Here is a 19,136-nt window from a genome sequence, read left to right as displayed (position 1 = left end):
CATACATTAGCAAAATAAAAAGAGGGAGAATGTTTATAACAGTTATTCTTCCTCTTTTTCATCAGGCGTAAACTCTGCAATATCATTAAGGGTAAATCCCTCGCCTAAAATATTCAGTATCACATTCAGCGTGTGGGTAGTGACAGACTGGTTGGTTTTCAACCGCTGAATCTGCGCCCTGCTGATACCGTAATGGGTGTAAAGACTGTACTGGCTTATACCGTTTTCTTTTAAGGTTTTAAAGAGTTTGTCGAATTTTATCATTATTTGCGATATTTTCCTTCCGGTTTTCTATTGAATATGTTTTATTATGCTCCTATAATGGAGATGATTATAGTTACCAAAATCGGAGATTATTATGCAAAAGGAGAAAATATGGAAAAGGAACAAATATTGCAACAATTATTTTCACAGACGAAAGAGGATAAGGACATACTGCTGGAACAATTAGTGTTCTGCAAATTTGCAAATGAATATGATTTTGAAAATTATTTCAGAATAGGGAAACTGAAAGAAAGTGATCTGTTCTGCTTGATAAGTTTCCTGTATCATCAGGATTGCTTTTTAATGATGCTGGACATTATGAACAGATACAGGGACAGATTTGTTTCACATGACGAGTCTTTATTAAAGGAACTGGATTTTTCAGAGCAGTTTATGTCAAGGATAGAAAAGATAAAGGGTGTTGCAGAGTGTTAAAAAAATATGGCAGTACGAAAAAAGCAGTCAGAAATGGCTGCTTTTATTGTGAATAAAAACAGATGGAGGTATCAGGAATGGAAACAGCAAAACAGAATACACAACAGAACATAGAGGAAAATGATGCGCTAAAGCAGTTCATGGGACTGCTTAACCGGCAGGGCATGGGAGAACAGTCACAAGATTTTATGGAGCTTTTTCAATATGTGGCAGGTATGCAGCTACAGCTTGCCGTGATGACAGACGAGCTGCAGGGTGTCAAGGAGCAGCTCTCACAGTTGCGGGAAAACCAGCCCAAAACGGTCACAGAGAGCCTTGTGGATAAGGTGACACACCTTCAGGAGAAAATCGCAAACCTGTCGGAACGCTTGTCAGCAGTAAAAGATCATTTAGCAGAAACAGCAACACAGGCATTCAATGCTTTTAAGGAAAAAGGAAAGGCGGAAATGTGCAAAGTGTTACAAAAAGGAATTTCTGGCGTGAAATCAGTGCTTGCAGACTGCCGGGAGCATCTGGTTGATGTGATGATGGACTACAAAAAGACAGCTAACCAGATAGACAGTATTGGAGATGAATTAAAGCAGATTGGGAACAGCGTTTCCAACGTGGGCAGACTATTGGCTGGAAAAGGCACAAAAGAGGCGTCTGACGAAAAGTCAGGCGTTGCCCTGACAAGGGCAGTTAATAAGCCTGTAAAGAAAGCCATTGCTAGGCTGGAAGAGAATCTTGACAGTATTGATAGAATGTCTGAAAAATTGGATAAAATCTACAGCAGGCTTGAGCCACAGAAAGCAGCGGAAAAGGGTACAAGAACTTCCTTAAAAGAAAAGCTGGCACAAATGCAGGAAAAGGCAGGAACGCAGAACAGGCAGCCGGATATGGAAAAGAAGAAAGAAAAGGGAAAGGAGGCAGTCATATAAAATTCATAAAAATTTTGTTGCAAAAACGGCAGTTGGATAATAAAATATAGTTAGAGAAGTATGTTTAACCGAAGATGAGCCATACTAATAAAGGAGGTGTTTATATGGCAACTTCAAGTATCACGAAGAATTTTGTCATTTCCGGCAAGGAGCAGGTGGAGATGTTCGTCAATGCGATTGAAGAATCTGCCAAAAACCGTCCTGTCCGTACTCCGGTAAATGTAAAATTCATTGAAACTGAGGATGAATTGAGAGAGTTTATGAGGTTTAGAGAAAAGAAAGCAAAGGAGAAATTAAATGCCAATAACGGATAAGTTTTTTGCAATCAATATCCGTAAGTATTTGGCATTGGGAGATGACCATGAAGCCGGGGAGTCTGCGCTTATTCAATTGCTCTCCGGATTTTCTTGTCCAAAGAATCCGGATGTAGAACATTTTTTGAAAAAAAAAGCAATAGAGTTTACCAAAAAAAATCAGTCGGTTACATATCTTGTTTTTTCCAAGGATAATGGAGAAATGTTAGGTTATTTTACGCTTGCATTAAAGCCGTTGACAATCCGTGGTGAAACAGTAAGCAATACCACGAAACGAAAATTGCTGCGGGTTAGTGAATTAGATGTAAAGTCGGATACCTATACCATGTCTGCTTATCTTATAGCTCAGCTTGGGAAAAATTATGCAGATGGCAGGAACAGAGAGATTGCCGGAAAAGAGCTTATCGAACTGGCTTGGATGATAATTGAAAAAACACAATATATGTTTGGCGGAATGGTAACATTCTTAGAAGCAGAAAAAGAGGAAAAATTATTATCGTTTTACCGGGATAACAGTTTCTCACAGTTTGATACACGTCAGACTGCATCGGGAACAACAGAACCGCATGAGCTTGTGCAGCTGCTGCGCTTGCTCTAATACAATTTAATAGCAACTAAAAGGTGTATGGAAAGAGTATCAATAGCCATGCACCTTTTTTATTTCAGGAATACCGTCTTGTGAATTTACAGGGCGGTATTTTTGCGTGCAAAAAGAGTAAAAGCTCTGGAAAGGAAAAACTATGGTAGATAATAATACAAACACGGTCATCAACACGAACACAGTTCATATGACCGAGAAACAGAAAGTAAAAGAGATCACCGACAGACTGGAGGAAGGCTTAAAAGAGCTTTTTGAGAGTGAAAAGTATAAAAGTTACCTCTCCACTATGTCAAAATTCCACAATTACAGCTTTAACAATACGCTTCTGATCGCCATGCAGAAGCCGGAGGCGACTTTAGTGGCAGGCTACAAGGCGTGGCAGAAAAATTTTGGCAGACACGTCAACAAAGGCGAAAAAGCAATCCGTATTCTTGCCCCGATGCCTTACAAGATCAAGGAGGAACGGGATAAGTTAGACCCTGTGACCGGAGAAATGACCTTTGATGAAAACGGTATGCCGCAGAAAGAGGAAGTGGAGGTTACAATCCCGGCATTCCGTGTGGTATCTGTCTTTGACGTGTCACAGACGGACGGCAAGCCCATACCGGAGCTGGAGGCGCAGGAGCTTTTGTCTGCAGTGGAAGGCTATGAGAACTTTGTGCAGGCACTTATGAATGTGGCTCCGGTTCCCATTGGCTTTGAGGACATTCCCGGAGATTCCAAAGGATATTTTCATACAACGGAAAACCGGATTGCGGTGCAGGAGAACATGAGCGAGAGCCAGACACTGAAAACAATGGTGCATGAAACCGCACATTCTATGCTGCATAACAAGGAAATCAGCCAGGATATTGACGCACCTGTAAAGGACAGGAATACCAAAGAGGTGGAAGCGGAGAGCATCGCTTATACCGTCTGCCAGCACTTCGGCATAGATACGTCAGATTACTCTTTCGGATATATTGCCGGGTGGAGCAGCGGAAAGGACATGAAAGAGCTGAAATCTTCCCTTGATACAATCCGCAGAACTTCATCGGAGCTTATTAAGGGCATTGAAGGGCAGCTTCAGGAAATACAGCGTGACCGGGATTTGATGCAGGATAAGTCCATAAATGGACTGGAAAAGGAGAGCCGTCTGCTGATACAGAACAGTGATCTGTCCGAGTACAGCCTTGTAAATGTCAGGGGAATGGATGCGGCGGAGATTATGGAAGCTCTCTCTGCCATGAACGATGATGACAGGCTGAGTGTTGCTGCATATTTGGAAAGTAGAGGTGCATGGACTACGGAGATTGCCAATGAGGAAACAAGGGAATTTGGGGAGTACCACCTTGATGTCCGGTACATTACCGATACAAATGAGATAATTGACTTAAAGAAAGAAATGGCATGGGAAGAAAGGGCAAAGGAGCCAATCGGGGCGGATGATGTGATTTTGAAGATTACCCATGCGGAAGGTTTTGAGATAGAGCGCATTACCAATAAGACACCGGAGGAAGTACAGGAAATCATGGGTGCGCTTACAAAGCTGGAAGAAAAGGACAGGAAGAATATCCATGATTGTCTGGAAAGCTATGGGGCTGATTATATCCCTATCATTGTGGACGGCGGCAGAAATTCCGGTATGCCGCAGTTTAATGACTTTGAGATTGACCTGAATAAAAAAGAGGTAGTAATGATGAACCACCTTTCCCCGGCACAGCAGGCGGAGGGTATCATCAACCGTCTGGAATATGCAAAGACCGCTTTTTCCGATGATGAGCGTAACTTGATTGTAAATTATGCCTATAAGCTGAATGATATGGAAAAGACAAGGGAGCTTGCGGAACATATCTATTATGAGGAAACGGAAGGCAATCAGGGAGCAGCCCTTGCGGTCATTGATGCACAGGCAGAGATTGATGCACTTCCCGACCCTATGATCGGCTTGTCGGAAATGGAGGATTACGGATATACATGGAATGAGATGCTGCCGCTTACGAAAGAGAGGGCATTGGAATTATTTGAGCATGATTTACCGATATATGTACTGCATGAGGACGGTTCTGAAACAACCGTGGAGGACAGAACGCAGATAACGGAGCATGAGGGAATCTTTGGCATTGAAAAAAAGGATTGGGAGAATGAGAGAAATTTCCTCACAATGCAGGAGGAGCTTTCGGAGAATGAAGCGGCAAAGGAAACCCGGCTTTTGTATGGCAGCACGGATAAATACGGGATATATCAGTTAAAAGATGATCCGGAGCTAAGACAATTCCGCTTTGAGGGGACGGAAGCACTGAAACGCATGGGCATTACAAAGTACAATTTTGATGCCATTAAACGGGAGAATTACAACCTGATTTATGTGGGTGAACTGTCCGAACTGCAAGGACAGACGCAGGGGGAAACGCTGGAAGCAGTCTTTGAAAAGTTTAATATAGATCACCCGACAGACTACAAGGGACATTCCCTTTCCGTCAGCGACATCGTGGTGCTGCATGAGGACGGGGAAAATACTGCCCATTTTGTAGATTCCTTTGGATTTACGGAGCTTCCGGAATTTACAAGGACGCTGGAGGGCGAAAAAACGCAGGAAGCAGACAAAGCGGAAATGGAGCTTACCGATGAAGAAAAACAATTCCTTGAAACTGACAATGCACCTTTGATTGCGAAAAAGTTTCTTGCATGGGATGAGATTGAAGATTTGGGGTATCGTTTTTTTGAGGACGGGTATATCGACAGATTCGAGCCGAGCGAAAAAGCGTTGTATGGCGATGGCATGGTGCCGGAGCCTGAAATATATGATATAGCCCGCCGTATGCATGGCGGCGAGGATATTCGCAAGGAGCTTGCAAAGGCTCTTATCGGCGGATATGAACGGGTAATGGGAATAGGCGAAGATGATGCCGTTGCAGTGTTTGGGAATGATGCGGTGACTGTCACTTTCGGGAATGCCAAAAAGCAGATTTCCTATGAAGAAATGGGGACGGCTTTTCTCGGTCTGATTGAACGAGAGTACAAAGACGTTGAGCAGGCAAGAGCCACTGAGGAGCAGGAGGAAGAAATTGCGGAAGATGCCACTTTTGGACAGAGTGTCCAAAAGCCGGAAACGGAGAGCATAGAGGACGGGGACGAAATTATTGATCTCGGAGAGGAAAGGGAACAGGTGCTTGCAGAGATGAAAAAGGCACAAGGAGAAAGGCAGGACACCTCTGGACACGATGTCCAGAAGCCGGGAATGGAAGATAAGGAGGAACCTCACGAAACAGAGCTTGCATTTCAGATAGCAGACCGCTATATCACCATACAGGAAACAGAGGGCGGCTATGATTATTCCATTATGGGTATGGATTATAAAGAAATAGACGGCGGCGTGTATGACAATCCTGATATTAGTATCAGGGAAGCACTGAATGACATAGTGGAGGATTTGAAAGCGGAACCGGATCATAACGGTGCAAAGGGAAACATTGAGAAAGACAGCAAGCTGATACCGATGGATTTTGATGAGCTGCTTGTTAAAAATATGTACGCTGACCGTGTGGAAGGCTCCACTATTACGAATATGCAGAACACACAGAGCAGTGTGGTGGCAGATTTTAAGGCAAAGACGGATGAGCTGTTCCATGAAATAAGCGAGATGAATCCGGCAGAGATTGAGGAAACCGTCAAAGTCCATGTGCAGGCGAAAATAGACGAATATGGCATTGATGCACAAATAGTGGATGCTGCAGTAGTCGGGAGCAGATGCCGGGGATTGGAGCGTGAAGGCTCTGACCTTGATGTGGTAGTGGAGCTTTCCACAAATGAGCGTGAGGACGATTTATTTAACACTTTTAATGAGGACGGACTTCATATCGGCGGGATAAAGGTGGATATTAACCCGATTACTGAACAAAGGACGGGAAGCCTTGAAACCTATCTTCCACAGGTGGAGGAGTATCTTGAAGGTATCAGGATGGCAAGGGAGCAGGCAGAAAAAGAAGTAGAAGTAACCTTAATGGTATCGGAGTGCAGCGAATTTCATAATTACGGGGAATTTTATGAGAATATTTCCACCGTGGAGGAAGCCATTGCAATCTGGAAGCAGATACCGCCGGAGCGTTTGAACGCCATACCCGCAATCGGTATCAATGTCCATTTACCGGGAACAGAACCCTATGAGGATAGTGAGATTGACATTTTATCGGGCAGACGGATAGACCTTGAAATCCTAGAGCATATCCCTGATATTAAGAACAATCCGAAGGCTATGGAGGTTATTGCACAGCTTGTGGCAAAACTGCCGGAAATGGAGATAGACGGTGTGATGTCAGAGGAAATGGAAGCGAGGGTTTGGGAACTGCGTATGCCGGGGCTGGATAAGGCGGGGCAGCTTGCAGTAGAGCTTGACCGTTTTGTGTATGATTATGATATATATAGTTATCGTAATGATGTGCATAGTATGACCGAGAATATAGCGGAGCTTACAGAGATGTTAAATCAGGGAGATACGGAACATATCACAGAATGGCTAAATGAAGCGATTTCTGAAGGAGCTGCACCGGAGGAAGAAGAACGGGCAAAAGAACTGCTTGAAAAGCTGGCAGAGTATACGCCCCTTGCCAAGATTGAAGAAAATGCCATAAATGGCATGGAAGAACAGAACTATAACATGGTCGATGATGTGCAAGGAACTGGGGACAGTTCCTTTAATAACGGTGTTGGTGAAAAAGCACAGAAGGAAGCGGCAAAGAGAGAGCAAGAACAGCCTGCCGCAAGGATTTCTCTAAAAGCCCGCCTTGCCGAGAAAAAAGCACAGGTGGCAGGACAGAATCAAGACCATGATGCACAGGAAAACAGTAAAAATAATCAGAGGGAGATGTAAGCAATGAAAAATGAATTTACCGTGGAAGAAAGCAATTTAATCAGTATTTATACGGAAGAAGGTACAGCTTCCGGTTTGGGAAGCAGGGCAAAGGTCATAAAGAGTATCAGTGATGCAATGGAGCATTTGGAAGATGATGAGATGATGGAATTATCGCTTCGGGTGATTGTAAAACTGATTGACTTGACGGATCAGGAATTTGCGGAGCTGGAGTTTATAGTAGCAGAGTAAAATTTGAATGGGCAGAGCATGGCTTTTGTGGCTGTGTTCTGCTTTTTTATTGTATGAATATCTTTGAATAAGAGCAGAGGGAGCAGGCAAGGCAGAGAATATTGTCGGTTAATTCAAGCCGATAAATTGAACCCCGAAATGATTTATTGCCGGAGGAATTTTTTTCACAACAAAATAAGGGTTGTTTACAACATACATAAGCAGATGCGGAATTGTGTGATATAATTTAAGAAAAATTATAGAAGGATGTGATGCATATGGAGCATACGATTGCCAAAGACGCTTTTTCTGGCTTGTCAGGCAATAATGCAGTTTACAATGCAATTTGCATTGCAGTTTGTGATGATGAACAGTTTATGTGTGATATGATTGAAGAAAAAATCAAGGAGATGCTGCCGGATGCGGTAGTATGCAAATTTTTTTCGGCGCAGGAACTGCTTGACAGCGAAACACAAATAGATATTCTGTTTTTAGACATACAGATGCCGGAGATGGACGGAATGGAAGCGGCAAGGCTTTTTCGTAGAGATTGGAAACAGGCACTCATCATATTTGTTACAGCGGCTCCGGAATATGTCTTTCAGGCGTTTGATGTAGGTGCATTTCATTATCTGGTCAAACCTTTGTCAGATGATAAATTCTGTGAAGTTTTTGAAAATGCGGTTCAGGAGATTGAAAGCAGGAAGAAAGGAAATGGAGAACTTGATGAAGAATATATGATGATACAGGCAGGAGGAGACCATACGAAAATACTGCTGAAGGATATTATCTATGCGGAAGTGTTCAACCGAAAAGTCATTATCCATACCGTAAACGGCGATACAGAATATTATGGCAATCTGTCAAATCTTGAGAAAAAGGCAGGGGAGGATTTTTTTAGAACGCATCGGTCATATCTTATTCATTTTAGATTTGTACATAGATATGATGCTGCATCTGTTACTATGGAAAAGGGAACAGTGTTAATCGCTAAACAGAATTATCCTGAATTTGTGAAACAGTATTTGAAATATAATCAGAGGAAAGGCAGGGAAATCAAGTGAGTCCGATAGAATTATGTTGGAATATCACATCTTATATATCAATTATTGTGCAGCTTATCGCTGCCGGCGTTTGTTTTGGAGTATTTGTATTACCCTATATGCAGGGCAGAGATAAAGCAGTTAAGACGGGAAGTGTGTATGGGGTGGTAATGACGGTTTTATATATCATGCCGCCACAGATAGACAATATTCTTGCATATTTCATTGGAACAGTGGCGGCATTTGCCGTGATGTATGTGGAGGACAGGCAGAATATAAATCAAAAAATATTTTTGTCGGTCACTTTCTTTACGCTGCGTTGGCTGTCCTCTTCTATGGCAGGGATTATAGATTTCTTTCTGGATATTGTTCTTTTCAATTCGGCGATAGCGGCGATGTCATGGCTGCATTATGGACTGTATGTAATGACAAGAATTATGGATATACTGTTTTGTTCGCTACTTTTGCTGTTGTCCATTCAGGCTGTCAATAGAGCTTATGAGTACAAGAACAGATATATGGGAAAAAAGGAACTTTTGATGCTGATTGTGCCATCGTTGTTAGGCATGGTTGGCTATATGATTTTTCATTTTTATCAGGTAAAATCCGAAATGACAGGATTTTATGATGTGCTGTGTTTCCTATATTATTTAATGTCCATAATAGCAATCCTTGTGATAATTGTATTCTTTCAGAACTGGAAAAGCTTACAGGAAGAACAGTTAGGTCAGGAACTTTTGGAAAGCCAAATAAACAATATAAAAATGCATATTAAGGAAGTTGAAAAATTGTATGGAGATCTCCGTGCTATGCGCCATGACATGGGAAACCATATCCAGATGATAGAGCGTCTGATGGGTGCGGATAACAGCAGCGAGGCTTTTGCATATCTCGGAAGGCTGAAAAGTGAATGGCAGGAGCTTACGCCAGAGATCAGGACAGGTAATCCGGTTACGGACATGATCCTTCTGGAAAAAAGCAACGAAGCACAGATGCGTGGAATCCGGTTTGAATGTGACTTCCGTTATCCGGAAAATACAAAGCTGGATGTTTTTGATGTCTGCATTATCTTATATAATGCATTAAATAATTGCATGGAATCGGTAAATGGAGAAAAACCTTATATCAAAGTCCATGCGTTCCGTAAAAACAGTATTTTTATGTTGATCATCAGCAATAGTTTTAAGGGCAGGCTTCGGATTGACCCGGCAGAGGGAATTCCGTATACTGCCAAGAAGAATGGTGAGCATGGAATCGGCTTGAAAAATATGCGTAGAGTGGCAAAAAAATATATGGGTGACTTGTCATTTGAGCAGAATGGGGATGAGGTGACGGTGGGAATCATGCTCCAGATTGTATAAATGGTTTACAACGAAATAAGGGCGGTTCACAACATATCGGTTGATTAGCACAAGTAATTTTCCGATAAATTTGTTAGAGAATAGAAAATCTATAACATTAATTATAGGCTACTTGGGAAAGGAATTTCAAATTTATTTATCAAGGAGGACGAAACAATGACAATTAACGGAATTAGTGGAGCAAATACGCAGGCAGCGCAGATAGGGATGAATCAGGCAATGGATTCTTACAGCAAGAACATTCAGAACCAGATTGCCAATGCACAGAAACAGTTACAGGAGCTTTCTTCCAACGAGGAAATGACGTTAGAAGAAAAGATGAAGAAGCGTCAGGAGATTCAACAGCAGATCAGCGACTTGAATATGCAGCTTAGACAGCATCAGATTGAGCAGAGAAAAGAACAGCAGTCTAAGGGTGCATCTATGGACGATATGCTCGGCGGAAATCGAACAGCAGCAAAGTCGGGAAATAAGGGAAGCGGGCTGTCACAGGCAAGTATGCAGGCAATGATTTCCGCAGATTCTTCCATGAAGCAGGCAAAAGTGCAGGGCAGCGTGGCAACACAGATGCAGGGCAGAGCGAATGTTTTAAAGGCAGAAATAAAGCAGAGTGGAAGTACAGAGGCTAAGGAAGCGGAGCTGGCGGATTTGGAACAGAAAGCCGTAAATGCAACAGCCTCACAGATGAATACACTTGCAGAGGCTAATAAGGCTGTCAGCGAAGCTGCAGCAGCAGAACGCACTGAGAAGAAAACTTCTGATGCAAAAGAGGAAAAAGAGGCACAGGCAGAAGGCAAGACCGAAAAGACAGCAGACAGCGGTGCAATAGGAGAGAAAGCGCAGGATGGCATATCAGGTGCAGATGCACAGACAGGAAATATAGAAAATGTGCAGCAGGATAACGGCGCACAGGCACAGAACATACAGCCTGCCCAAACAGCCGTTCCAGAAACTCCGGCGGCACAGCCAGCAGTTTATACCCATGTTGATGTCCGTTTGTAAAGGAGGTAAGGCTTATGTCAGAAATAAACAGTTTCAGCGACTACGCAAGTAAATATAACACAAATATGGATTATTCTTCGTTATTTGGCGGCGGTGCTCCCTATATAGATAATGGCATGGGCGGGATCAATGTGTCGGACTATGCCATGATTAAAAACGGAAGCTATGGAAAACTGATGAAGGCTTATTATGCGAAACAGGATGCGGATAAGCTGTCACAGTTCGGTGATTCTTCCAAAACACTGACGCTGATGCGTTCCAGTGCGGACTCGCTGAAAAAGTCTGCGGAAGTGTTGGGCGATGTCTCGCTTTATGAGAAAAAGAAATTCAAGAAAAAGGACGAGGAAACCGGAGAAGAAATCGAGGTCGAGGATTATGACTGGGATGCGATCACAAAGGCGGTTAAAACCTTTGTTGACGATTACAATTCGGTGGTAGAACAGGCAGGAAATTCAGAAACGAAGAATGTGCTGCGCAATGCGGCATGGATGACCGGTATAACGGAGAAGGCGGGCAATCTGCTCTCGAAAGTAGGCATTACCATTGGAAAGGGCAATAAGCTGGAGTTTGATGAGGAAGGCTTGAAGAAAAAAACAACGTTAGGAGAAAGCGGTATTGAGTTTGACAATATTTCTACTTTAAAATCCCTGTTTACAGGGTATGGCTCATTTGCTAGCCAGATTGAGCAGAAAGCTTCGGCGATATCCAGCGCTGCGGCGAGGACAAAGGGAGTGGATCAAACCTACAATAAGAGCGGGGCTTATTCCGACACGCTGTCGAAGCTGTTTGGTAGTACCGTGGATGAAAAAGTGGGTGATAAGTTCAAAGATAAAGATACGGTCAAGGACAAAAACAAGGATAAAGAGAAAGATAAGAGTTCTGATAAAACTTCTTAAATCCAAGACAGATAAAAAAGCGATGAGAAAGATTGAGTTTGCGCTAATCACAATGGCTTGATATACAATATATATTAACCATAAATATATTGTAGTAGGAAGGAGGTGACAAAGATGAGGAAGTTAGGAAAAAAGGTTACTCTGGATAAGAGGTCCTTGCAGGCATACAAGTTCTGCGTATGTTCAAATTGCCCATGCCCTTCAGGCACGAGCAGCTATAGCGCAAAGGCATCTGATTCAGAAAGAAAAGCACCAACGAATTAGGGCTTGAAGTAGGCGACATCTAAACTCTAGATGCCATATGTGAAGGGAAGCATATATTCAGTACCTATGCGTATGGCATTTGGAGCGATGATAGAGCGGAGGTTTCTGATTACGGAAGAAGATGACAAAGATGAGCAAGCTAGGGGGACATGTCCTTCAGGCACGAGTAGCTATAATGCAAAGGCATCTGATTCAGAAAGAAAGACACCAACAAATTAAGTTTAAAACATGCGGCATCTAATCTTGGATGCCGCAATGCTATAGGAGAAAAAATAAATGTCAGTACCTTATATTCATACTTTTTATACTCCGAAAGGATATTATTTTTATGACTTTAATACCAATGCAATAGTCCGAATTAATAAAAGTGTATATGATTTTCTGAATGAATGGGAAAAAAACAAGGATTGTCCTAATTCGCAATCCGAATGTGGAAATATAATAGATGAACTAAAAAGAGCGGGTTTTCTGTCGGAACGTCATTGGACCAAGATTGAACATCCTGCAACTAAGATGTTGGATAGATATTTGCATAGTTCTGTGGAATCAATTACTTTACAGGTAACACAGCAGTGTAATTTAAAGTGTAATTATTGTCCCTATTCAGGGAGTTATTATAATAGAGAGCATAGTAACAGGCATATGTCATTTGAAACAGCTAAACAAGCAATTGATTTTTATATTGCACATTCTTTTGATATTCCTGTTGCTCATATTGGATTTTATGGAGGGGAACCTTTAATAGAATATGATTTGATTCGCAAAATTGTTGAATATTGTAGAGAAAAATGTTTTGGCAAAAAAATAATGTATTTTATGACTACAAATGCGACTCTTCTTACAGAAGAAGTAATTGATTTTTTAATGGAGAATGAATTTAATTTATCAATAAGTTTGGATGGACCGAGGAATTATCATGATCGCAATAGGCACAGAATTGATGATAGCGGTTCGTTTGATATAGTAATGCAAAATATTGAAAGATTATATAAACGATATCCTGAGAAAAAAGATAATGTCCAGTTTAATTGTGTGCTTGATCCCACATCAGATATAAAGTGTATAAATGATTTCTTTATGAATGAAGATATGCTTAAGGAATATAGGGTTCTTTTCAATTCTCTTTCGAGGGAAGGGATTAAGGATAATGATAAATTTGTTCCTAATAAAGATTATCTTGAACAATTCGAATATGAGTTGTTTAAGATGTTCTATTCCAAATCAGAAAAAATAGAAGGAATAGATGTATCAAAGGTTGTGGAGTCATACTATTTGCAAATCAAAACTGTGTATGCACAGAGAAAAATGAGCAGTTTTGTTGAAGATTTTTCGCATCCCGGAGGACCATGCATTCCGGGTACACATAAGCTGTTTGTCAATGTAAAGGGTGATTTTTATCCATGTGAGAAAGTTTGTGAGTGTTCGGCAGATACAATCATAGGGAATATAGATAAGGGATTTGATTTAGATAAGGCTGAGACGCTTTTGAATGTTGGAAAACTGACTGAGGAACAGTGTAGGGACTGTTGGTGTGCAAAATATTGTTATATATGTACTGCACATTTGGATCAGGGCGATGGGTTATCAAGAGAATTAAAACAAAAACATTGTGCTGGAGTAAGAAAAAGCATAGAAAATGATTTTAAAGATTATTGTCTTTTGCATGAAATGAGTGGATTGGACGATGATGTGATCTATTTGAACTGAGAAGGGAGTGAAATAGATGGCAGCTGCAAGCAGGGCACTGATGTATCCGTATGATATATCGCTATTACATATGATTATGCACAAATTTCCAGATTTTGAAATTATTGAAGTGGCATCACCAAATGGCTGGGGGTATGTAGGCAAGGATGCTGGAAGTAAGATAGGAATAGAAACAGGTATTATAGTGAAGCATGAACAGGAAATAGAATTCAATCAGATTGAAAAGCTGTTCCTTATGCCATCAATTATATCATTAGACGATAAATGTTTCAGAACAATTATTGATAAAGCAAAAAGTTTGAATATTGAAATTATTGATATGAGGAATAATGGAAATGACGTTTGCTTAAAAAGAGATGATAAGCTGTATGGAACAGAGATTAAGAAAATAGATAAGCCTGTTGTCCTTGTGATTGGAACTGGGGACAGGACAAATAAGTTTGACATCCAGTTGATTGTAAGAGAGTGCTTTCAAAAAAAAGGATATACTGTTTCGCAAATAGGAACAAAAGGATATTGTGAATATTTAGGTTTCCACAGTTTCCCCAATTTTATGTATTCCAATTTGCAGGTGACGGACAGGATACTTGGGTTCAATCATTATATTTATGAGCTGTCTAAGTCTGAAAATGCTGATGTTATCATTATAGGTGTGCCTGGTGGATTAATGCCCTACAGCGAGAAATATAATAATGATTTTGGCTATTTGAATTTTATGGTATCAAACGCTGTTGTTCCCGATTATGTTGTATTGGCGACAACGTATGTAGATTATAATAGGGATTATATCAATGCTATCGTTGATTCGTTGCGGTATAAATATGAATATGATGTGGATGCGGTTTTTATTGGGAATAGTTCTATTAATTGGGATGTAACAGAATCGTTGGATACTCTTACTTATGTAACACTGGATAAAAATTTTATTGATGAAGAAGTAAGGAAATGTAATGCTTACTCTGTGTATGATTCAGATAGTATTAAACAGTTTAGCGAGCAATTAATTAATACATTGGTGGGATATGACAACTATCCGACACTCTAAGGAGGAAAAGTATATGGTGGAAGAATTGAAACCAATGTTGGAAAATATTTCGGGAAAGAAACTAGACGAATTGTGTGATGATGAATGCCTTTTTTCCAGAAAGTATGCAATGAATGCAAGAGATATTGTTTATTTTCTAGTCGAAATAGAAGAACGATATGGTGTAGTATTCGATAAAGAAAAAATAAATAATCCGGATTTTTTTACTCTGAAAAATATTTCAAATGAACTATTAGCGAAAAGGGAATTGAAAAATTGCTGACCAGTTTTTTTAAGATTTCGGAGAAATACAATAATTCTGTGAAAATTGTGATTATGATATAGTGAGTGCAAGTGGCACAAGCACTTCTTCACTTTTTAACGGATATGTTTTTGGGGAAGCTGGAAAGTGTAGACTTTGACTATGAGAAATGTTTCAACATCCATTTATGGATGTTGATATAAAAGTTTAAAGTATATTGAAAATTTATAAGATAGGAGGAATTTTTTATGGCAATTTCTAGTGTAGGAAGTTATACAAATAGTTATGAAAACTTGTATACTTATAATCAGACTAAAAAAAGTGAAACAAGCGAGATATCTGAGGTAAAAACGGAAACCACAAAGAAGAGTAACAATGAAGAATATCTCAAAAGTTTGCAAAAGCAAGTGCCCTATATGAAGTTGCAAATTGGATATGGGCTTAATACAAGTAATGACGGCAAAGTGAATGTTGTAGATGTCAACCCCAAGCTTGTGGAGAAAATGCAGAATGATCCGAAAGCAGCAAAGGAGTATACACAGAGATTAAAGGATGTAGAATCTGCTTTAAAATGGCTCGATAATTATAAAAAATCAGTAGGGTCCACTGTAATTGTAAGGCATGATTATATTGATGAAAACGGAAATCTTTCTCATTTTTCTGTTTCGATAAGAAAAGATGAGATGAACGAAAGACTCCGTAAAGAAGCGCAGGAAAATGCCGAAAAGCAGATTGAAAAAACCCGTGAAAATGCACGTAAGAAAGCAGAACAGATTGCGGAAAAGCTGGAAGAAAAAGCTGAAGAAGCTAAAGAAGATGGTGAAAAAATAGCAATATCTGAAGGTATTCAGGATGAAAATGAAATTGTGAAGGACAGGGCGGAAAAACTGCTTTCCGAGAAGTTGGAAAATGCGACTGATGGGGAAGTGTACCTTGACAATGAAGATATGCAGGTAATTATTGATGCAGCCCAAAATAGAGAAGCTGTTACAACCAACACATCTTCAGAAGTTGGAAAAAATTTTGATTTTAAAATCTAATAGAGGAAGAAATTTGATTTTCTGATTATGCTTAAATAATTAAACAGCAGATGGTAAAGGCTTGACTTTTGTCAGGTATTATGACCATAAATTTATAGAAGAGGAGGTGAAAAAGATGAAAAAATTAGGAAAGAAGGCAAAAGTACATGAAAATAGCTTGTCTGCGTATTGTTCTTCGGCATGTACCTGTCTTACAATTACATGTACATGTTCAAGCACAAGTCATGATCCGACTGGAAACTATTTTCAGGGAGATGTAAAGGCTGATTCAGCAGGTACAATTGTATGGCTGTAATGCAGGTTACTGGTAAAGTCATTTTTCAATGAATAGGTAGATTGTTGAAAAAATGACTTTTTCAGTGCTTTTGCTACAATGTGCAAAGGGAGTTAGATTGTGCTTGTTTTTGACAATTTAACTCCCTTTAATAATAGGAGGTACAAATGAAAGTAGAAGCACCATTTATCCATTTGATTAAGTTACATACGAAGTATTATCTGTATGATGTAAATTCAAAAATGATTGTAAATATAAGCAATGATTTATTTGATTTTTTCAAAAGTAATGAAAATATAAAAGCAGAAATTGAAATTCCTCATAAATTGGAAGATGAAGTCCGTAGGCTTTTGAAATATGATTTGTTCAGTAAAACAGATACTGGCTATGAAATAGAATATCCGCAAGGTACGAATTTAGAAGAAATTTTAAATAACTGTATGAGGATTATGACATTGCAGGTAACGCAGAATTGTAATTTGCGCTGCAAATATTGTGTCTATTCGGGTTCTTATTCCAACCGGGTTCACAGTAATAAACGAATGTCATTTGAAACGGCAAAAAGTGCCATTGATTTTTTGTATGCACATAGCAGTATGACTACATCAATAGGCATTGGTTTTTATGGAGGAGAACCTCTACTTGAGTTTGACTTATTAAAGAAATGTGTAGAGTATGCGAAAATGAAATTTATTGGCAAAGATTTAAGTTTTACACTGACAACGAATGCTACATTATTGACAGAAGAAATTATGAAATTTTTTGTAAAAAATAACTTTTTTGTCACCATTAGCTTTGATGGTCCTCAAGTAATACAAGATAAGAATAGGGTTATGGCAGACGGAAAAAGTGGTTCTTTTGAGACAGTTATGAAAAATGTAGAAATGTTTTTAAATAAGTATCCTGATTTTTCTTGGCATGTCAGTTTCAATGCAGTATTGGACCCAACGAATGATTTTAGTTGTTCAAATGATTTCTTTATGAACTTTGAAACGGTAAAAAGTATAACAGCAAATGGAGTGTTGGTCAGTACAGATGGATTAAAGAAGGAATTAGAAAAGGATGAAACATTTTCCATAGCTTATGAATATGAAATGTTCAAGAATTTTTTATGTAGTTGTGGTAAATTAGATAAGATAGGAAGCAAGCTGTCTGTTGCCTATATTGAACAGTTGGAAAAGCTAGTTGCAAAAAGGGAAGTAGGAATTGAAAAAAATAAGAAATTTGCGCATCCTGGAGGACCCTGTTTAATCGGAGTGCATAAATTTTTTGTAAATGCGGATGGTAATTTTTACCCATGCGAGCGTGTTGATGAAAGTGCAAATGTTACGAAGATAGGTAATATTAAGAGTGGATTTGATTTTGACAGAATCAGGGAACTGCTAAACATTGGTAAATTAACGGAGAATGAATGTAAGAACTGTTGGGCATTTCAATTCTGTATCCAATGTTTCCGCTCAGCGGTGGATGGTGATAAACTGTCAAAAGAAAAAAGATTAGCTAAATGCAAAAGTTCAAAAATGAATGCAGAGGAAAGTATAAAGGATTATATTGTACTAAAAGAATATCATTCAAAATTTGGAGAAGGATTGAGGGGGAATTGATATGAATACGAATGAGCCATGTGCGGCAGTTTTTCCTGTAGATGAGGATTTCATGCGCTTGCCGAATAATGATGTGATACAACTGGAAGGAAGGCAACAAAAAATAACATATTATTTGACATTGGGTGGCTGGAATATTTCAAGTCCCAATCATATTATAAATGTTATTGATAAGTTTGATTTCAGCCAGTTAGATGTGCTTGTTCTTGTTAATTCCTACCATTTCTTAGAACATAGGGTTATTGAAGATATTATTAGAATAGCAGCACAGAATAACATAGAGATTTATTGGGCTAGGGATGATCGAGATGTAGACAGACAGGCTATAGAGGAAATGTCGGACGAATTAAAGGTGTGTACATCGTTTATTTGCAATGAAGTCGCTGCTGATATAAGTACAGTGTTACATAACTTTGATATACCCATTGTAAGCATAGCGGGGGTTGGTCCATATGTTCAGAAGTTTCAGGTAGGACTCAAACTTAGAAATGACTTCGTGAGTGCTGGATACAAAACCTTATATATAAGCTCCCGTAGGGAAGGTGTGTTATTTGGAGCTAGGATATTTCCAGAGTTTCTCTTTGAGAATGGCATGAGTTTTTCAGAAAAAATTTATGGAATTAATCACTACATCGAAAAATTATGCCGGGAAGAACAGCCGGATGTTGTATTGATTAGTGTTCCTGGTGAAACAATGGAATTGAGCCAAAAACATAAATTGGATTTCGGGTACTTAGCCAGCATTGTTTTTTCCGCAATCAAGCCAGATGTATCCATATTAAATTTATATAATCTGAAATATACAGATGAATTTTTAGAAGAACAGAAGAGTTATTGTAAATACCGTTTTGGTGCAGTTCCGGATTTGTTTTATGCTACATATACAGGAATTGTTGAATCGTCTTTACAGGAAGCATGGATACAATATTATCATGGAGATAAAATATATGATGATTTACTGACAAAAAACAAGCTGTTTAATGAAGCAGATGTGATGAATGGTCTATTTTTTGAGCGGGTTATGGAGATATTGGAAGAATATGGTTCATTAGATTTTATGTGAGGT

20 protein-coding genes are annotated in these 19,136 nt (G+C 39.5%); 19 read left to right on the top strand and 1 reads right to left on the bottom strand.

Annotation, left to right across the window (positions count from 1 at the left end; translation table 11 throughout):
- Positions 1-42: 42 nt before the first annotated feature.
- A complete protein-coding gene (locus WMO38_RS06840; protein ID WP_055195787.1) occupies positions 43-264 on the bottom strand; it encodes a helix-turn-helix domain-containing protein in 222 nt (73 codons plus the stop codon).
- 111 nt (positions 265-375) lie between these two features.
- Here WMO38_RS06840 and WMO38_RS06835 point away from each other — a divergent pair, with 111 nt between their 5' ends.
- From WMO38_RS06835 to WMO38_RS06745, 19 genes are all read left to right on the top strand, one after another.
- Positions 376-699, top strand: a complete 324-nt coding sequence (locus WMO38_RS06835) for a hypothetical protein (protein WP_055230553.1) — start codon at positions 376-378, stop codon at positions 697-699.
- 77 nt (positions 700-776) lie between these two features.
- Positions 777-1,619, top strand: a complete 843-nt coding sequence (locus tag WMO38_RS06830) for a DUF6674 family protein (protein WP_055195783.1) — start codon at positions 777-779, stop codon at positions 1,617-1,619.
- A gap of 104 nt (positions 1,620-1,723) precedes the next feature.
- A complete protein-coding gene (locus tag WMO38_RS06825) occupies positions 1,724-1,933 on the top strand; it encodes a hypothetical protein (RefSeq protein ID WP_055195782.1) in 210 nt (69 codons plus the stop codon).
- Positions 1,917-2,531 carry a GNAT family acetyltransferase gene (locus WMO38_RS06820; protein WP_349161962.1) on the top strand — a complete coding sequence of 205 codons (615 nt, stop codon included), beginning with the start codon at positions 1,917-1,919 and terminating at the stop codon, positions 2,529-2,531. Before WMO38_RS06825 ends, WMO38_RS06820 begins: the two co-directional genes overlap by 17 nt.
- Positions 2,532-2,673: 142 nt before the next feature.
- Positions 2,674-7,383 (top strand): YodL domain-containing protein, encoded by a 4,710-nt coding sequence (locus tag WMO38_RS06815; protein ID WP_147581273.1) that lies wholly within the window; start codon positions 2,674-2,676, stop codon positions 7,381-7,383.
- Between the two features lie 3 nt (positions 7,384-7,386).
- Entirely contained in the window at positions 7,387-7,614 is a 228-nt protein-coding gene (locus tag WMO38_RS06810) for a transposon-transfer assisting family protein (RefSeq protein WP_055195780.1), read from the top strand.
- 257 nt (positions 7,615-7,871) lie between these two features.
- Positions 7,872-8,657 carry a LytR/AlgR family response regulator transcription factor gene (locus WMO38_RS06805; protein ID WP_147581272.1) on the top strand — a complete coding sequence of 262 codons (786 nt, stop codon included), beginning with the start codon at positions 7,872-7,874 and terminating at the stop codon, positions 8,655-8,657.
- Positions 8,654-9,997, top strand: a complete 1,344-nt coding sequence (locus WMO38_RS06800) for an ATP-binding protein (RefSeq protein WP_055230555.1) — start codon at positions 8,654-8,656, stop codon at positions 9,995-9,997. The genes WMO38_RS06805 and WMO38_RS06800 overlap by 4 nt, the downstream gene beginning before the upstream one ends.
- 156 nt (positions 9,998-10,153) lie before the next feature.
- On the top strand, positions 10,154-10,999 hold the full coding sequence (locus tag WMO38_RS06795; protein WP_055230556.1) for a FlxA-like family protein: 846 nt from the start codon (positions 10,154-10,156) through the stop codon (positions 10,997-10,999).
- Positions 11,000-11,013: 14 nt separating this feature from the next.
- Complete coding sequence (locus tag WMO38_RS06790; protein WP_070098684.1) at positions 11,014-11,895, top strand: hypothetical protein; 882 nt, start codon at positions 11,014-11,016, stop codon at positions 11,893-11,895.
- 114 nt (positions 11,896-12,009) lie between these two features.
- Complete coding sequence (locus WMO38_RS06785) at positions 12,010-12,159, top strand: CLI_3235 family bacteriocin precursor (protein ID WP_070098685.1); 150 nt, start codon at positions 12,010-12,012, stop codon at positions 12,157-12,159.
- Positions 12,160-12,189: 30 nt separating this feature from the next.
- The gene (locus WMO38_RS06780) at positions 12,190-12,378 is read left to right on the top strand and encodes a hypothetical protein (protein ID WP_055230557.1); all 189 of its coding nucleotides are present in this window, start codon (positions 12,190-12,192) and stop codon (positions 12,376-12,378) included.
- Positions 12,379-12,435: 57 nt separating this feature from the next.
- A complete protein-coding gene (gene ccpM, locus WMO38_RS06775; protein ID WP_055195774.1) occupies positions 12,436-13,866 on the top strand; it encodes a Cys-rich peptide radical SAM maturase CcpM in 1,431 nt (476 codons plus the stop codon).
- A 16-nt stretch (positions 13,867-13,882) separates the two neighbouring features.
- Positions 13,883-14,911 carry a TIGR04066 family peptide maturation system protein gene (locus WMO38_RS06770; protein WP_055195771.1) on the top strand — a complete coding sequence of 343 codons (1,029 nt, stop codon included), beginning with the start codon at positions 13,883-13,885 and terminating at the stop codon, positions 14,909-14,911.
- Between the two features lie 13 nt (positions 14,912-14,924).
- Positions 14,925-15,173, top strand: a complete 249-nt coding sequence (locus tag WMO38_RS06765) for a hypothetical protein (RefSeq protein ID WP_055195769.1) — start codon at positions 14,925-14,927, stop codon at positions 15,171-15,173.
- 227 nt (positions 15,174-15,400) lie between these two features.
- Positions 15,401-16,192 carry a DUF6033 family protein gene (locus tag WMO38_RS06760; protein WP_055195766.1) on the top strand — a complete coding sequence of 264 codons (792 nt, stop codon included), beginning with the start codon at positions 15,401-15,403 and terminating at the stop codon, positions 16,190-16,192.
- Positions 16,193-16,307: 115 nt separating this feature from the next.
- A complete protein-coding gene (locus WMO38_RS06755; RefSeq protein WP_055195764.1) occupies positions 16,308-16,487 on the top strand; it encodes a CLI_3235 family bacteriocin precursor in 180 nt (59 codons plus the stop codon).
- A gap of 146 nt (positions 16,488-16,633) precedes the next feature.
- Positions 16,634-18,070 carry a Cys-rich peptide radical SAM maturase CcpM gene (gene ccpM, locus WMO38_RS06750; protein WP_055195762.1) on the top strand — a complete coding sequence of 479 codons (1,437 nt, stop codon included), beginning with the start codon at positions 16,634-16,636 and terminating at the stop codon, positions 18,068-18,070.
- Between the two features lies 1 nt (position 18,071).
- On the top strand, positions 18,072-19,133 hold the full coding sequence (locus tag WMO38_RS06745; protein ID WP_055195759.1) for a P-loop NTPase family protein: 1,062 nt from the start codon (positions 18,072-18,074) through the stop codon (positions 19,131-19,133).
- Positions 19,134-19,136 lie beyond the last annotated feature (3 nt).

Source organism: Lachnospira hominis (ex Hitch et al. 2025) (assembly GCF_040096395.1).
In the GTDB taxonomy this organism is placed as follows: domain Bacteria; phylum Bacillota; class Clostridia; order Lachnospirales; family Lachnospiraceae; genus Lachnospira; species Lachnospira hominis.
The sequence above is the reverse complement of the archived record's forward strand: the minus strand, read 5'-3'. Positions and strand labels throughout refer to the sequence as shown.

Coding starts and splice junctions, on each gene's coding strand:
- WMO38_RS06755 (WP_055195764.1), top strand. CDS start 16,308: ATGAAAAAATTAGGAAAGAAGGCAAAAGTACATGAAAATAGCTTGTCT.
- WMO38_RS06785 (WP_070098685.1), top strand. CDS start 12,010: ATGAGGAAGTTAGGAAAAAAGGTTACTCTGGATAAGAGGTCCTTGCAG.
- WMO38_RS06795 (WP_055230556.1), top strand. CDS start 10,154: ATGACAATTAACGGAATTAGTGGAGCAAATACGCAGGCAGCGCAGATA.
- WMO38_RS06830 (WP_055195783.1), top strand. CDS start 777: ATGGAAACAGCAAAACAGAATACACAACAGAACATAGAGGAAAATGAT.
- WMO38_RS06810 (WP_055195780.1), top strand. CDS start 7,387: ATGAAAAATGAATTTACCGTGGAAGAAAGCAATTTAATCAGTATTTAT.
- WMO38_RS06745 (WP_055195759.1), top strand. CDS start 18,072: ATGAATACGAATGAGCCATGTGCGGCAGTTTTTCCTGTAGATGAGGAT.
- WMO38_RS06780 (WP_055230557.1), top strand. CDS start 12,190: ATGCCATATGTGAAGGGAAGCATATATTCAGTACCTATGCGTATGGCA.
- WMO38_RS06825 (WP_055195782.1), top strand. CDS start 1,724: ATGGCAACTTCAAGTATCACGAAGAATTTTGTCATTTCCGGCAAGGAG.
- ccpM (WP_055195762.1), top strand. CDS start 16,634: ATGAAAGTAGAAGCACCATTTATCCATTTGATTAAGTTACATACGAAG.
- ccpM (WP_055195774.1), top strand. CDS start 12,436: ATGTCAGTACCTTATATTCATACTTTTTATACTCCGAAAGGATATTAT.
- WMO38_RS06765 (WP_055195769.1), top strand. CDS start 14,925: ATGGTGGAAGAATTGAAACCAATGTTGGAAAATATTTCGGGAAAGAAA.
- WMO38_RS06770 (WP_055195771.1), top strand. CDS start 13,883: ATGGCAGCTGCAAGCAGGGCACTGATGTATCCGTATGATATATCGCTA.
- WMO38_RS06840 (WP_055195787.1), bottom strand. CDS start 264: ATGATAAAATTCGACAAACTCTTTAAAACCTTAAAAGAAAACGGTATA.
- WMO38_RS06805 (WP_147581272.1), top strand. CDS start 7,872: ATGGAGCATACGATTGCCAAAGACGCTTTTTCTGGCTTGTCAGGCAAT.
- WMO38_RS06835 (WP_055230553.1), top strand. CDS start 376: ATGGAAAAGGAACAAATATTGCAACAATTATTTTCACAGACGAAAGAG.
- WMO38_RS06760 (WP_055195766.1), top strand. CDS start 15,401: ATGGCAATTTCTAGTGTAGGAAGTTATACAAATAGTTATGAAAACTTG.
- WMO38_RS06790 (WP_070098684.1), top strand. CDS start 11,014: ATGTCAGAAATAAACAGTTTCAGCGACTACGCAAGTAAATATAACACA.
- WMO38_RS06820 (WP_349161962.1), top strand. CDS start 1,917: ATGCCAATAACGGATAAGTTTTTTGCAATCAATATCCGTAAGTATTTG.
- WMO38_RS06815 (WP_147581273.1), top strand. CDS start 2,674: ATGGTAGATAATAATACAAACACGGTCATCAACACGAACACAGTTCAT.